Source organism: Crenothrix polyspora, from assembly GCF_900163755.1.
In the GTDB taxonomy this organism is placed as follows: domain Bacteria; phylum Pseudomonadota; class Gammaproteobacteria; order Methylococcales; family Methylomonadaceae; genus Crenothrix; species Crenothrix polyspora.
In genome coordinates, this window is sequence record NZ_FUKI01000103.1 from 15,184 (window position 1) to 29,600 (window position 14,417).

Genomic DNA, 14,417 nt, shown 5'->3' on the forward strand with positions numbered 1-14,417 from the left:
GTATAGTCTGCGGTGAAGTTATTTTTAGGATAAACCATGAGCAATGACACCCTGCAATTACGCCGTATCGCCATTGATACTTATCATGAGAACGTTGCCTATTTGCACCGCGAATGTGGCCTATACCGTGCCGAAGGTTTTCAAGCCTTGTCCAAGATTCAGGTGAATGTGAATGGTAGCAAAGTATTGGCCGTGCTTAACGTGGTTGATGATACGGCTATCGTGCAGCCCAATGAATTAGGCTTGTCTGAACAGGCTTTTGCGCAGCTTAATGCCACCGAAGGCAGTCTGGTGACCGTTGATCATGCTGAGCCGTCTACGTCTATGGATGCTGTGCGCCGTAAAATTAACGGTGAACGCCTGGATCAGGAGGACTTTACCAGTATCACCAATGATATTGTCGCTGCGCGGTATTCAAAAATGGAGATGGCGGCTTTTCTGGTAGCGACTGGGCAAAACAACCTCGACCGTGATGAGATGCTGTACCTGACCCGTGCCATGCTGCAATCTGGCGACCGCATGGACTGGCACGAAGCACTGGTGGCCGATAAGCATTGTATTGGCGGTATCCCTGGTAACCGCACGTCCATGCTGGTGGTGCCTATCGTGGCCGCGCACGGTATGTTGATACCGAAAACCTCCAGCCGTGCTATTACCTCGCCAGCGGGAACTGCTGATACCATGGAGATGCTGGCTGAAGTCAACCTGACACCGGCGCAGCTGCATAACATTGTGCGTCAGGAACGCGGCTGTCTGGCCTGGGGCGGCACAGCCAAGTTGGCACCGGTCGATGACATGCTAATTTCCGTAGAGCGGCCATTGGGGATTGATTCACAGGGGCAAATGGTCGCCTCAATACTCTCCAAAAAACTGGCCGCTGGTTCCACGCATTTGATTATTGATATTCCCGTGGGGCCGACCGCAAAAGTCCGGCAAATGCGTCAGGCACTGGCACTGCGCAAGTTATTCGAATTTGTTGCCGATCGGCTCAATATCCATCTTGAAGTGATGATCACTGATGGTCGGCAGCCTGTTGGTCGTGGCATAGGCCCCATGCTGGAAGCGCGGGATGTGATGCAGGTGTTGCAAAATGACCCAGATGCCCCTGCCGATTTACGGCAAAAATCTTTGCACTTGGCAGGAAGGATAATTGAGTTTGACCCAGATGTGCGTGGTGGTCAGGGTTATGCGATTGCCAGGGACATCCTCGAATCAGGACGTGCTCTTGCAAAAATGAATGCCTTGATTCAGGCGCAGGGGGCAAGATCAATAGACTTTCATCCCAGTGCGTTATGCCAGGAAATTACCGCCGACAGCGAGGGGGTAGTGATTGCTATCGACAACTTTCAGATGGCCAAGATAGCCCGTTTGGCCGGTGCGCCGATGATGAAAAAAGCCGGTGTCGATTTACTTAAAAAACTGGGTAATTCTGTCAAAAAAGGCGATGTGCTATATCGCATTTATGCTGAATTCCCGGCGGATTTTAAATTTGCCCAGCAACTGGCTGCACACAATAACGGCTATGGTATTGGTAATGAAGAACAGATGCTTACATCGCCGATTACTTTTTAAACAGGATAAATTCTAAATCATGATGATACTTGCTTTCCCCGATTACTTAAGCCAAAGCCAGCGCATTGCCACCCGATTAAATGTGGAACTGGCTGAGATCAGTGTGCATCATTTTCCAGACGGTGAAAGCTTAGTGCGTTTACCGCCGTCTTTACCCGAACACGTCATTTTGTGTCGTAGCCTCACTCAACCCAATGACAAATTAATCGAGTTATTATTATGCGCCACAACCGCCAGAGAATTGGGCGCTAAGCGGCTTACGTTGGTTGCGCCCTACTTATGCTATATGCGCCAAGACATCGCCAATCAGCCTGGTGAAGCGGTCAGTCAGCGTATTATCGGCAAACTGCTGGCCGGTTTGTTTGATGATATCATTACCGTAGACCCGCATTTGCACCGAATTTCATCACTGGATCAGGCCATACCAACAAAACATGTCATTAGCCTGACGGCGGCAGGTGAAATCGGGCGCTTCTTAAAACAAAAACTAAATCATGCCTTACTATTGGGGCCTGACAGTGAATCCGAGCAATGGGTCGCTAAAATTGCCAGCCAAATAGGTTTCGACTATGGCATTGCCCATAAGGAAAGATTAGGCGATAAACAGGTTGAAATAACTTTACCGGAACGTAACTACCGTAATCACGCCGTCGTTATCATCGACGACATGGCCAGCACAGGCAGAACATTAGGCAACGCAGCCAAGCTATTACAGGCGGCCGGCTGCGAAGAAATATACGCCGTAGTCACCCATGCGCTGTTTTGCGGCGATGCAGAAACGCATATCCTGCAAGCCGGTGTCAAAGCTATTTGGACTTCAGACAGCATAGAACATTCAACGGCTCGTATTAGGCTTGATGGCCTGTTGGCCAATGCACTTGCTGCGATTATGTGAAGGATTGTAATTTTTAGATGCCTTTAATCAGTTGGCTAAAGGCGTTGGTACTGTGTCCAATATTATTAGGCCATAATACCTTCAGGTAGGGATATAAGCGGCCATACCTGTGTGAGTTAGTGTGGTGTATTTTGTACTTTTGCGTTAATATCACCATAAGTGATTCAAATTATCAACCGCGATAACCAAGCGATGATAACGAACCACTGAATATGTAAAAAAATAACCGTCGGATGGGCGGGGCTAGTCTGTGAAGTGAATCGCGCTGTAATGCGGTCAGCAGCAGAAACCAGTAGGTAATAGTGATATACGTCTGCTCCTTAGTAATAAGGAATCCTCGTGTTTTAGCGCGGGGAGGACGTCAATGCTATGTGCATATACTACCCAAGCTAAAATTGCATTAGGTATTCGAAGACACTCTGTCTGTAGAATTGAAACGGGAAGCAGGTCAGTTCGCTTTAACAGCCAACCAAGCCCGCGCTGCCCCCGCAACGGTAAACAAGTGGCGTTGGTGCATAAATTGAGAAATATGGCATTATATTGAATTCCCACTCCAAGAATCGGTGTACTCATGTCAAAGTTAACATCATCTGAAACGCAACCTGCCAAAGCAAAGTACAACACACCAACTGGCCGGAATATGACCGCGCTTTGGTGCAGCGTGGTGATATAACAATCTGGTTTGAAGAGGAATTTTTGCGTGAAAATTGGTCAGGGGTGGCCACCGGCAAGCGTGGGAAGCCGTTCAAATATTCGGATGCGGCCATCCAAACCCTGTTGGTATTAAAAGCGGTGTTTGGTTTGCCTTATCGTGCCCTTGAAGGTTTCTCGCGTTCGCTAATGAAGCTGATGGGACTGTCTTATTCAGTGCCCGATCACACCTTGATGTCACGTCGGGCAAGGACATTGCAAGTCAAAATTCCATGCAAGGCACGCAAAGGGCCTATCCATGTAGTGGTTGATTCGACTGGCTTAAAAATCTATGGCGAAGGGGAATGGAAAGTTCGTCAACATGGTGTAGGCAAGCGCCGTACCTGGCGTAAGGTACACATGGCAGTGGATGCAGATGCAAAAGATGTGCTGGGTGTAGAAGTGACCACAGTGGAGTGGAGTGACAGCGAAATGTTCGAAAGCCTGATTGGGCAGGTCGAGGGGAATATTGAGCAAATCGATGCTGATGGAGCCTATGACACCCGCTCTGCTTACGATGTGGCCTCAGAACGAGATGCCAAACTGGTGGTGCCGCCCCGTAAAAACGCTGTTCCTTGGGAGGACGGGCATCCACGCAATGATGTGCTGGAGAGCATAGAGAAGGATGGCTTAGCAGAATGGAAGCGATCCAACGATTATCATAAACGAAGCATTGCTGTAGTGCGATGTACCGCCTCAAACAACTGTTTGGCGACAGCTTGGCTTCCCGTATTTTTGAAACACAGAAAACTGAAGTCCATGTCCGTGTCGCGGCGATGAACATTATGACCTACCTGGGTATGCCGGTTTCGGTTCGGGTAGGGATAGCTCTGTCCTAAAAAAATGGGGTAAGGGGAAATGTCGGTATCGATTAATTTATGCACCAACACCTATGTTAAGCGCAATATATTGTATTGCAATGCCAAAGCCGCTAAGTCTTATGCGGGATCTTTATGCAATGCATTAAAAAATGATTGGGGGCATGACTGGGAACTGGATCAGCAACAGCCGGTAAAGAAAAAGCCGCTTGAACTGTGGGAGCGCCAGGGCTTTGTGAATCAAAAGGAATACGACGATGCGATGTACCGCAAGCAAATGGAACTTTACAAAAAAGTGGGTTAGCAATGTTACAAATTTATGGCGTGATAGTTATGCTTAGGCCAGCCTAAGTGCATAGTGCCCATCGACAAGTGGCTATTCATGCAGGATGACGATTTAAGTCGGTATAAAACAAACAACAAGCCCGATTCATCGTTATCTATTTAAATTATGAGCACAGAACAGCAAACCCGCAAAAACCTCATTGATAAGGCACTGGTATTGTCGGGATGGAATGTAACTGATCCTACCCAAGTTATTGCTGAGTTGGATATTATTGTCAATCTACCAGAAGGCATTACCGAGCCACAAATGTATTACCAAGGCCACCAGTTCTGTGATTATGTTTTGCTAGGCCGTGATGCCAAGCCACTGGCAATAATAGAAGCCAAAAAAACCGGTAAAGATGCCGCATTGGGCAGGGAACAAGCGAAGCAATACTGTTACAACCTTCAAAAAGACAAGGGCGGTGAACTGCCTTTCTGCTTTTACACCAATGGCCTGGAAATTTATTTTTGGGATTTGGGAAATACCCCGCCGCGTAAAATTGTCGGCTATCCAACGCTTGATGACCTGGAAAGGTTCCGTTATCTTCGGCGCAATAAAAAAGTATTGTCCGAAGAATTGATCAATACTGATATTGCCGGACGGGATTACCAGCTTAGGGCGATACGCGCCGTACTGGAAGGTATTGAACGCAAACAACGGGATTTTTTATTGGTGATGGCGACCGGTACCGGTAAGACGCGCACCTGTATTGCCCTGGTTGATAGCTTGATGCGTGCCAACCATGTGGAGCGGGTGTTGTTTCTGGTGGATCGGATAGCCTTGCGGGAGCAGGGCTTGAATGCTTTTAAGGAGTATTTGCCGAATGAACCGCGCTGGCCGAACAGGGGTGAAAAACTGTTTGCCAAAGACCGGCGTATTTACATGGCAACGTATCCGACCATGCTGAATATTATCAAGGATGAAGCCAGCTATTTCTCGCCACATTTTTTTGATTTGGTGGTGATTGATGAAAGCCACCGTTCCATCTATAACACCTATGGTGAAATCCTTAATTATTTCAAGGCTATTAATCTAGGATTGACGGCAACACCGACTGATGTGCTGGACCATAACACGTTTAAATTGTTTAACTGCGAAAATGGCTTGCCAACATTCGCCTATACCTATCAGGAGGCAGTTACTAACGAACCCGCGTATTTGTGTGATTTTCAGGTGATGAAAATTCAGACCAAATTTCAAATGGACGGCATCAGCAAGCGCACTATCAGTCTGGAAGACCAGAAACAGCTGATCCTTGAAGGCAAAGCAGTTGAAGAAATCAACTTCGAAGGTACGCAGCTGGAAAAGCAGGTCATCAACAAGGGAACCAACACACTGATCGTCAAAGAATTTATGGAGGAATCCATCAAGGACAGCAGTGGCGTGTTGCCAGGGAAAACCATTTTCTTTTGTGCCACCATCGGCCATGCACGGCGGATTGAAACGATTTTCGACACACTGTACCCGCAACATTACGGTGAGTTGGCCAAGGTCTTGGTATCCGATGACCCAAGGGTTTATGGCAAAGGCGGGTTGCTGGATCAGTTTACCCACAATGACATGCCGCGTATCGCCATCAGTGTCGATATGCTGGATACGGGCATTGACGTGCGTGAAATTGTCAACCTGGTGTTTGCCAAGCCGGTATTTTCCTATACCAAGTTTTGGCAGATGATAGGGCGTGGCACGCGTTTGCTGGAAGCTAAAAAGATCAAACCCTGGTGTACCGAAAAAGACGTATTCCTGATCCTCGACTGCTGGGATAATTTTGACTACTTCAAGTTGCAGCCGAAAGGCAAAGAGCTTAAGCAGCAACTGCCTTTGCCGGTGCGCTGGGTTGGCATCCGGCTGGATAAAATCGAAAAAGCCCTGGAACTTGGTTATGACGAGATAGCCACCAAAGAAACCAGCATCTTGCGCCAGCAAATCCAGGCACTGCCGAAAAACTCCGTAGTTATTATGGAAGCCGCTACGCTACTCAGCCCAATAGCTGACGACAATTATTGGCTGCAACTCAATGCCCAGAAAATAGCCTTCCTGCGCCAGGACATCAAACCGTTGTTTAGGACGGTAGCCCAAGCTGATTTTAAGGCCATGCGCTTTAGCAAAGATGTGCTGGAAATTTCCGTCGCCTTGTTGGACAAGGCAACATGGTCAAAAGAAGATGAAGCTCGGTTTGAGACGTTAAAAGACGGTCTGGTTGAACAAATCAGCGAGCTGCCGTTATCTGTACCGATGGTGGCGAGGGAAGAAAAGCTGATTAACAACGCCCAGCAACACCATTACTGGGCACAGTGTACCGATGCCGATCTGGACGAACTGGCTGAAAAATTGGCATCGCTGATGACTTTTCGGGAAGTGCAAAATCTGGGATTAGGCCAAGTCAAGCTGGATTTGACGGATGTGCTGCACAACAAGGAAAAAGTGGCGTTCGGCCCACAGCATGAATCGGTCAGTGTTTCCCGTTACCGTGAAATGGTTGAGGCCTTCATCGTAGAACTTACCCATGACAATCCCATTCTGCAAAAAATCAGGGCAGGGGAGGGCATATCTGATCTGGAGGTTGCAGTTTTGGCCAAGCTGCTCAACGAACAGCACCCGCATATTACCGAAGCCCTTTTGCGTAACGTGTATAAAAACCGTCAGGCACGTTTCATCCAGTTTATCCGCCATATTCTTGGCATAGAAAACCTGGCCAGTTTCCCCGATACCGTCAGCAAGGCCTTCGATCAATTTATTAGCCAACACAGTAACCTCAACAGTCGCCAGCTGGATTTTTTACGGCTGCTCAAGGACTTCATCATTGAGCGCGAGAAGATTGAAAAACGCGACCTGATACAATCACCCTTCACCGTGATCCATCCGCAAGGTATACGGGGCGTGTTCAGTCCTGCTGAAATTAATGAAATTGTGGCATTGACCGAACGTTTAGCGGCTTAAACTGAAAATCTAAGCCAAACACATAAAAAATAAGAGAACACAATGCTCCAAAACAACCCCGCCCTAAAATGCAAGATTTACTCGTTCCCATGCGCCGCGTGGGAATGCAGATGCTCCGCGCCTGCGGTATAAAGCAATAAGAACCAACGATTATGGGACGTAGCCGCTATAGTATTCACGAAGAACAAGCACCGCACTTTTTAACCTGCACCGTCATTAACTGGATGCCGCTTTTTACTCGCCCGCAAACAGTAGAGATCATTTTAAACGCCTTGCGCTATCGACAAGAAAACAACGGTTGGAAACTATACGGTTATGTCATCCTGGAAAATCATCTGCATTTGATCGTACAGGCAGAAAATTTAACCAGCGAATTAGCACACTTTAAATCCTACACAGCCAGACAGTTAATCGACTATTTAAAAGCATGCGATGCACAGCGTTTGTTAAAGCAAATGGCGTTTTTTCGTAAAGCCCATAAACAGGATAGAGATTATCAATGCTGGGAAGAAGGATCACACCCACAGCTTATTCAAAACGAACAGATATTACGGCAAAAGCTGGATTATATTCATTTTAATCCCGTAAAGAGGGGTTATGTTGATGAGCCTGAGCATTGGCGATATTCCAGTGCCAGGAATTATGCGGGGTTGACGGGGGTGTGTGCGGTTTATAAGGATTGGTTGTAACGCGGCGCGTTTGCACTGCATTCCCACGCGGCGCGTGGGAACGAGAAAACACATTGTTCAAAAAATACAGGAAATAAAATGCTCCAAAACAACCCCGCCCTAAAAAGCAAGATCGACCAACTGTGGAATAAATTCTGGAGCGGCGGCATTTCCAATCCTTTAACCGCCATTGAGCAAATTACTTATTTGCTGTTTATGAAGCGCCTGGACGACCTGGACTTAAAACAGCAGGCTGATGCTGAATTTACCGGCGATGCTTTCACTTCGCGTTTTGCGGGTAGCTGGGTTCCGCCGGAATACCGTGACAAAACACCGGAAGATCAAATCCCCTTTGCCGTTGATAAACACAGTTTGCGCTGGAGTGAATTTAAACGCATGTCCGCAGAACCCATGCTGAGCCATGTACAAAGCAAAGTCTTCCCGTTTTTAAAAGATTTGAGCGGTACAGAATCCAGCTTTACCCGCCACATGAAAAACGCGGTGTTTATGATCCCCAAGCCGTCGTTGTTGGTGGAGGCGGTCAAGACCATTGACGACATGTATGACGAGATGGAAAAAGATTCACAGGACAAAGGCCAGGCGTTTCAGGATATTCAGGGTGATGTGTATGAATATTTGCTGTCGGAAATTGCCAGTGCCGGTAAAAATGGCCAGTTCCGCACACCGCGCCATATTATTAAATTGATGGCTGAATTGGTAAAGCCGCAGCTTGGCCATCGTATTGCTGATCCGGCCTGTGGTTCCGGCGGTTTTTTGTTGGGCGCTTACCAATACATTGTCACCCAGTTGGCGATACGCGCGGCCCGAAACAACAGCAGTGCGGCGCAGTTGCAAACCGATGAGGACGGCTTTCAGCGCACCTCGGTCAGTGCCAGTTTGACCGAAAAAGCCAAGGCCATTCTTAACGAAAGCCTGTACGGTTACGACATTGACGGCACGATGGTGCGTTTAGGGTTAATGAACCTGATGATGCACGGCATCGACGAGCCGCATATTGATTACAAGGACACGCTGAGCAAAAGCTTTGACGAAGCGGGACATTACGACATCATCATGGCCAATCCGCCATTTACCGGCAGTATTGATAAGGGCGACATCAACGAAAGCCTGCAATTGGGCACCACCAAAACCGAGTTGCTGTTTGTGGAAAACATTTATCGCTTACTGAAAAAAGGCGGCTCGGCGGCGGTGATTGTGCCGCAAGGGGTGTTGTTTGGTTCGGGCAATGCGTTTGTGGCGGCGCGGAAAATTCTGGTGGATCGCTGTGATTTAAAGGCGGTGATTACTTTGCCCAGCGGCGTGTTTAAGCCTTATGCGGGGGTGAGTACGGCGATTTTGTTGTTTACCAAGGTGTATGCGGCTACGGATAAGGTGACTGAACCGGCCACGCAGCAAGTGTGGTTTTATGACATGCAAAGTGATGGCTATACGCTGGATGACAAGCGCAACAAGCAGGAAGGTTATGGCGATTTGCAGGATATTGTCGCGAAATATCACAGCCGTCAAGCCGAGCAAGCTACTGACCGTACCCAACGCCATTTTACCGTGCCACGACTGGAAATTGTCGATGAAAACTACGACCTGAGCTTAAGCCGCTACAAGGAAGATGTATTTGAAGAAATCCGCTACGACAAACCAGAAGTGATATTGCAAAAATTGCTGGTGAGTGAAGTGGGTGAGGATTTTGATGTGCAGGAATTGGGCAAAATTCAGAGCGGGATTGTTAAGGAGTTGTTGGAATTAAAAGGAATGGTTGGATGATTACCCCTTTGATTCCACTTAAAGACATTGTTACTTTTAAAGGGGGAGGTACTCCGTCGAAAAAAAATCCTGAGTTTTGGGACGGTAATATTCCTTGGGCTTCAGTTAAAGATTTTAAAAATCAAAAACTTTCTAAAACTCAAGACCACATATCCTTATTGGGTTTGAATAACAGTTCGAGCAATCTAATCGCTAAAGGTCATGTAATTATTCCAACGCGCATGGCATTGGGAAAAGCAGCCATCAATACGATTGATTTAGCCATAAACCAAGATTTACGTGCACTTATTCCTAAGATTGAAATTCATACTGAATATCTCTTATATGCAGTTCTTAGTTTGGCTAATGAAATCGAAAAACTTGGTTCTGGGGCAACAGTAAAAGGGATAACTCAGGAAAATCTTTACAATTTAAACATACGTTTACATAATTTCGACGACCAAATCCGCATCGCCACCCTACTCAGCCGCGTTGAGGCACTGATTGCCACCCGCAAAGACAACCTGCGCCTGCTGGATGAATTTCTGAAAAGCACGTTTTTGGAAATGTTTGGTGATCCGGTGCGGAATGAGAAGGGGTGGGTAATAAGCGATTTTTCAGCCTTATTTTCTACTCCACCTCGTATTGGTACCATTGAACCTGTATCTAGTGATGGCAATATACCTGTAGTCCGAGTTGGTGAGTTGGGCAGCAAGGAAGTAAATTTTTGTCAATGTAGATATGTCAGTTTGACACCGAATGAAATTGAAAAATACAAATTAATTCCAGGTGATATATTGTTAGCTCGTGCAATTGGAAGTCAAAGCCACTTGGGTAAAGCTTCTCTTTTTACTTCTTATACAAGTGAAATTGTTTTCGATTCACATGTGATGAGAATAAGATTTCATCGGAATTTAGTTGATCCAATATTTTTATACAATTGGCTTAAAAGTGATGGTGGAAGACGATGTTTTTTAAATGCTTCTGGACGTACGTCTGTACAATTTAATATCAATTCAAAACAGATTTCTACAATTGTAATTCCTCTTCCGCCAATCGAACTTCAAAACCAATTCGCCGCCATCGTCGAAAAAACTGAATCCCTAAAAAACTACTACCAACAAAACCTCACCGAACTGGAAAACTTGTACGGCGCACTTAGCCAAAAAGCCTTTAAAGGCGAGCTGGATTTATCGCACATCCCACTCAATCAAGCATTATCAGGGAGTAGTGAATGACCGTGGAACGCACCAACGACTATTTGCTAAGTCTGTTAAACGAACTGCGTAACTTACCGCAAGAAACCGAATGGGTAGAATTTAAGCATAACAATGCAGAGCCGGAGGAAATCGGCGAGTACCTATCGGCGCTGGCTAATTCGGCGACCCTACTGGGCAAAGTAACTGCGTGGTTGGTGTGGGGTGTAGACAATAATTCCCATGCTGTTATCGGGACGACATTTGATCCTACACACGCAAAAATCGGCAACGAAGAGCTGGAAAGTTGGTTATTGCGTTCACTGGCACCCAAAATCAACTTTCGTTTTCATACTATGATAATGGATGAGATGCCGGTCGTATTACTTGAAATCAGCGCAGCATTTCGGCATCCGGTTCAATTCAAAGGAACGGAATTTATGCGCATCGGCTCTTATAAAAAGCGGCTTAAAGATTTTCCTGAAAAAGAGCGCGAACTATGGCGTGTATTCGACCAAACGCCATTTGAACGGGAAATTGCCGCAGAAAATGTAAGCGCTGATGACGTATTACGGTTATTGGATTATCCGGGATATTTCGATTTACTGAATCTGCCCCTGCCAGAAGGTCGCGCTAACATATTGGCCGCCTTGGCAGCGGATGAATTAATCATTGCCGAAGAAGCTGGCAAATGGAATATCTCTAATTTGGGGGCGATCTTATTTGCCAAAAAACTTACCGATTTTCGGACACTAAAACGTAAAGCCGTACGTGTGATTTTATATAAAGGCGAAAGCAGGGTACAAACTATCCGCGAACAAGAAGGCACGAAAGGTTATGCTACCGGCTTTGAAGGATTGATTGGCTTCGTCACCAACCTTTTGCCCAGTAATGAAGTTATCGGTCAAGCATTCCGCAAAGAAGTGCCTATGTTTCCTGAGCTTGCAATACGCGAACTGGTTGCAAACGCCGTAATCCACCAGGATTTTTATGCGACAGGAACGGCACCGATGATAGAACTATTTTCCAACCGAATGGAAATCACCAACCCAGGGTTGCCGTTGGTTAAAACAGACCGCTTTCTTGATAGCCCGCCTAAATCACGCAACGAAGCATTGGCTTCTTTTATGCGCCGAATAGGTGTGTGCGAGGAACGCGGTAGTGGCGTAGACAAGGTGGTTGCTGAAACAGAGCTTTATCAGCTGCCCGCGCCCTTATTCGAAAGTACTGATGAACATACCCGGGTTATTTTATTTGCCCACCGTGAACTGAAAGACATGGATATTAATGACCGGATTCGCGCCAGTTATCTACACGCCTGTCTTCGGTATGTGCAACGTAATTTTATGACTAACACCACGCTGCGGGAACGCTTCGGTATAGACACTAAAAATAGCGCAATGGCCTCAAGAATTATCAAAGAAACGCTTTCCGCTGGTTTGATCCGCTGCCACGACGAAACTGTAGGCAACAAAGCCAGAAAATATTTGCCTTGGTGGGCTTGATGGCCAAGTTAAATTTGTTTGACTGTTGTTTGACGGGAACAGCGATTGATTGTTTTATTTATAAACAAATAGTTATTTATCAAAATGTTAGATTGATAATATTGTTTGATTGTTAGCTATGTTTTTTAATACTTTGAAAATAAGTAAGGGTAGGGCGGTTATAAAATGAGCACAAAATGCACCATTAAATACTTCGATGAAGAAGACCACAATGGCTTTCATTTATATACAGACGGCCTTGATGAGTTTGATACCGATAACGAACCGCCTGTTTACCTTCAACTCAATGGTGTGGAATTTATCGCCTCATCCCCTGGCAATGTCGAAGTGCGTATTCCCCGTGCCTGGGCTATTAAATTGGGTCTGATCCAGCCATGAAAAAACTCCCCATCGGCATCCAAACTTTTTCAGAGCTTATCGAAGACCAGCATTACTACGTTGATAAAACCCCACTGATCGCCGAGTTGGTGGCAAGCGGCAAGTATTATTTCCTCGCCCGTCCGCGCCGGTTTGGTAAATCATTATTGGTCAGCACCTTAAAATCAGCCTTTAGTGGCGAACAGGCCTTATTTAATGGCCTGTATCTGCAAGACCATTGGGATTGGTCGGTGCAATACCCTGTCATCCATATCAGTTTTGGGCGGGGGGTGGTGGGTAGTGTAGATACCTTGGAGCAGATTTTTAGGGCAATACTGGACGAAACCGCCCACTATTACGGCACCGTGTTAGAACAGCAACATGTGGCCAACCGTTTTTCTGAGCTTATTCAAAAACTAAGGTCCAAGCTAGGACAGCGCGTTGTTGTGCTGGTTGATGAATACGACAAACCGATTTTGGATAATATTGAAAAAAATGACCTGGCCATTGAGATACGCGAAGGGTTAAGAAATATTTATTCGGTGATTAAAGACAGTGATGCCCACATAAAGTTTGCCTTGCTGACTGGGGTGAGTAAATTCAGCAAGGTCAGTTTATTTAGCGGTTTGAATAACTTAAAAGACATCAGTTTGGATAGCCGTTATGCCACGTTGTGCGGATATACCTTGGCGGAAATTAAAGCGGTCTTTAATGGCCATTTGGACGGGGTCGATTTTGCGCGATTGGCTGAATGGTATAACGGCTATAATTTTCTGGGCGAGAAAGTCTATAACCCGTTCGATGTCTTGTTATACCTGGATCAGCGGGTATTTAAAAACTACTGGTTTGAAACCGGCAGCCCTTCATTCTTAATTAAGCGCATACGGGAAAGGCAATACCTCATCCCTGATTTTGAAAACGTGGTGCTGGATGAAGCCATGCTGGCCAGTTTTGATGTCAACGAAATCACCCTGGAAAATCTGCTCTATCAAACCGGATACTTAACGATAGACCGTGTGGAAGAGTTAGGCGGTGATCGCTTTTATCATCTGACCTATCCTAACCGCGAAGTGAAGGCCAGCCTGAACGGTTTTCTGCTGTGGGATTTAACACAAACCTCACCCAGTACGATATCCAGTAACCAAATCCAGCTGTATAAAGCATTAAGCCAGCCTGATTTTACCCAGTTGGAACAATCACTTTTAAGGCTGTTTGCCGCCATACCGAACGATTGGTACCGTAAAAATCAGCTGGCGCATTATGAAGGTTATTACGCATCGATTATCTACAGTGCTTTTGCAGCCTTAGGTTTAACCGTGATAGCCGAAGATGTGACCAACCAGGGGCGTATTGATTTGACGGTGATGCTGGAAAACAACGTTTTTATCATTGAGTTTAAAGTATTGGACGAGGCTAAAAAACCAGGCTTGGCGTTGGCTCAGATCAAAGCCAAAAATTACAGCCAAAAATATGCCAGTTCTGACAATAGCGTGTATTTAATCGGCATTGAATTTGATAAAACCCAGCGCAATATTGAATTTTTTGAGTGGGAGCGGGTTTAGCACGCAAAATTCTGTACTGGCGAGCAATGGGGAATTTATTCTGCTGTTTATTAAAATCTGATGTTACGCAGCCCCATTAAATTAAGCGTATCATTTCCGTATGGAAAAAATAAAATTAGAACTAT

At 46.1% G+C, this 14,417-nt stretch carries 10 protein-coding genes and 1 pseudogene; all 11 read left to right on the plus strand.

Features of this window, described 5'->3' with window-relative positions; genetic code table 11:
* Positions 1 to 36: 36 nt before the first annotated feature.
* Positions 37 to 1,572 carry a thymidine phosphorylase family protein gene (locus CRENPOLYSF2_RS07850; protein ID WP_087143404.1) on the plus strand — a complete coding sequence of 512 codons (1,536 nt, stop codon included), beginning with the start codon at positions 37 to 39 and terminating at the stop codon, positions 1,570 to 1,572.
* 19 nt (positions 1,573 to 1,591) lie between these two features.
* Positions 1,592 to 2,467 carry a ribose-phosphate diphosphokinase gene (locus CRENPOLYSF2_RS07855; protein WP_087143405.1) on the plus strand — a complete coding sequence of 292 codons (876 nt, stop codon included), beginning with the start codon at positions 1,592 to 1,594 and terminating at the stop codon, positions 2,465 to 2,467.
* A 624-nt stretch (positions 2,468 to 3,091) separates the two neighbouring features.
* Positions 3,092 to 3,996, plus strand: a pseudogene (locus CRENPOLYSF2_RS07860) (IS5 family transposase); the annotation flags it as partial.
* 19 nt (positions 3,997 to 4,015) lie between these two features.
* Positions 4,016 to 4,279: a hypothetical protein gene (locus tag CRENPOLYSF2_RS07865; protein ID WP_087143406.1), complete on the plus strand. Its 264-nt coding sequence runs from the start codon at positions 4,016 to 4,018 to the stop codon at positions 4,277 to 4,279.
* A 147-nt stretch (positions 4,280 to 4,426) separates the two neighbouring features.
* Positions 4,427 to 7,243: a type I restriction endonuclease subunit R gene (locus tag CRENPOLYSF2_RS07870; protein ID WP_217884083.1), complete on the plus strand. Its 2,817-nt coding sequence runs from the start codon at positions 4,427 to 4,429 to the stop codon at positions 7,241 to 7,243.
* A gap of 152 nt (positions 7,244 to 7,395) precedes the next feature.
* Positions 7,396 to 7,932, plus strand: coding sequence for an REP-associated tyrosine transposase (locus CRENPOLYSF2_RS07875; protein WP_087143408.1), 537 nt, complete (start codon positions 7,396 to 7,398; stop codon positions 7,930 to 7,932).
* Positions 7,933 to 8,010: 78 nt separating this feature from the next.
* Positions 8,011 to 9,693 carry a type I restriction-modification system subunit M gene (locus CRENPOLYSF2_RS07880; RefSeq protein ID WP_087143409.1) on the plus strand — a complete coding sequence of 561 codons (1,683 nt, stop codon included), beginning with the start codon at positions 8,011 to 8,013 and terminating at the stop codon, positions 9,691 to 9,693.
* Positions 9,690 to 10,910 (plus strand): restriction endonuclease subunit S, encoded by a 1,221-nt coding sequence (locus CRENPOLYSF2_RS07885; protein ID WP_087143410.1) that lies wholly within the window; start codon positions 9,690 to 9,692, stop codon positions 10,908 to 10,910. Before CRENPOLYSF2_RS07880 ends, CRENPOLYSF2_RS07885 begins: the two co-directional genes overlap by 4 nt.
* Positions 10,907 to 12,373 carry an ATP-binding protein gene (locus CRENPOLYSF2_RS07890; RefSeq protein WP_087143411.1) on the plus strand — a complete coding sequence of 489 codons (1,467 nt, stop codon included), beginning with the start codon at positions 10,907 to 10,909 and terminating at the stop codon, positions 12,371 to 12,373. The genes CRENPOLYSF2_RS07885 and CRENPOLYSF2_RS07890 overlap by 4 nt, the downstream gene beginning before the upstream one ends.
* Before the next feature lie 165 nt (positions 12,374 to 12,538).
* Positions 12,539 to 12,751, plus strand: a complete 213-nt coding sequence (locus tag CRENPOLYSF2_RS07895; RefSeq protein WP_087143412.1) for a hypothetical protein — start codon at positions 12,539 to 12,541, stop codon at positions 12,749 to 12,751.
* A complete protein-coding gene (locus CRENPOLYSF2_RS07900; protein WP_087143413.1) occupies positions 12,748 to 14,292 on the plus strand; it encodes an ATP-binding protein in 1,545 nt (514 codons plus the stop codon). The genes CRENPOLYSF2_RS07895 and CRENPOLYSF2_RS07900 overlap by 4 nt, the downstream gene beginning before the upstream one ends.
* The last annotated feature ends 125 nt before the right edge of the window (positions 14,293 to 14,417 follow it).